This is a genomic window from Sulfurospirillum arcachonense DSM 9755 (assembly GCF_000597725.1).
In the GTDB taxonomy this organism is placed as follows: Bacteria; Campylobacterota; Campylobacteria; order Campylobacterales; family Sulfurospirillaceae; genus Sulfurospirillum_A; species Sulfurospirillum_A arcachonense.
In genome coordinates, this window is the sequence record NZ_JFBL01000035.1 from 1 (window position 1) to 1,329 (window position 1,329).

Below are 1,329 nucleotides of genomic sequence, written 5' to 3' on the forward strand. Positions count from 1 at the left end.
AAAAAAGGAGCTTTACCATGATAGGCAAAGCTCCAATATTTTCAAGGAGTTGTAAATCTTTAATGTATTAGAAGTTATACTTTACATAAAAACGTAAGTTAGTAAAGTCATCATCATCTGCATTATCATCATCATATGAAGTATATCCAGCCCATAGACGAGTACTTAATCCTTTAAATGCTCCACTAAATGCATATTTAATATCCATATTGATTTCATCTGTATCATCGAATTTACCATCATTATCTTGCTCAAAATGTGCAATTTTAAAACGAGTACTAAGGCCTTTTACACCAAAGTTATAGATCGCTTGTAATGAGTAACCGTCCATACCTGCAAAAATTGCATTAGTAGATAACATACTTGTATACATAAGAGCATCAGGAACGTGACCTAATGTTCCAGGCATAGAATTATCTTCATCTACAGAAGTAAATGCAGCATCAAGTTTAACACCACCAAGAACTGTTCCTGCTGTTAAACCATAAAAATCTGTATCTTCTTGACCATCTTCATCATAATTAGCTCCACCATACATAGCACCAATAGAGAAAGGATGACTAGTTGGTAATTTATAGTTAGCTCTTACAAAATACTCATTATAACCATCGTTAATCATTACAGGAGCATCACCATAACTATATCCATCATCTTCATCTGTTGTAAGATATTGACCATCTACAGTTAAACCTTTAAGGCTAGTATTTCTAAAATAAAGTGAATATAATCCATCACTATAGTGTTTATCATTTTGAGCAGGAGAAGCTGTTGCTTCACTACCATATCTCATATGCCATTCTTGAATATAAACCAATTTTAACATTGTTGAAGGAATTTCATTAATTGTTACTACTGCTGCTTCAAAGTAATCTTCTAATGCAAATGCACTACTTGTCATCAATATTGGTAATTTAATAGTTTGACGTCCTACTTTGATGTTTGATTTTAAGAATGAGTATTGTAAAAATGCATTATGTAAGTGAGCTTCACTTACAGTATTTCTACTATCATCTTCACTACCACCATCTTCATTATGGAATTCTAAATCATGTGCTGCTTCAAAGCCTAAACCTAATTTAAATCCATAATAATCAGCTGTAAGATATTTCATCTCTACTGCAATTGAACCTGTATCTGCACCTTCTGCTGGATCATGTGCTGGTACATTTAATGCCGCTGCATCTGATTCTGAACCGTTTGTATATACAAATTTAAATTGCCCTTTAAATTTACCATCTTTAAAAGCATCTGCTAAAGAATCCCCTGCATATGCCATTGTGCCTGTCGCTAGCATCGCTGCTAATGATAATTTTAGTAATTTCATTGTCT

At 33.0% G+C, this 1,329-nt stretch carries 1 protein-coding gene; it reads right to left on the minus strand.

The window, feature by feature from the left end; all coding sequences use genetic code 11:
* Positions 1 to 67: 67 nt before the first annotated feature.
* The coding region (locus K354_RS0113610) for an OprD family outer membrane porin (RefSeq protein ID WP_245600619.1) at positions 68 to 1,329 on the minus strand (1,262 nt) is incomplete at its 5' end.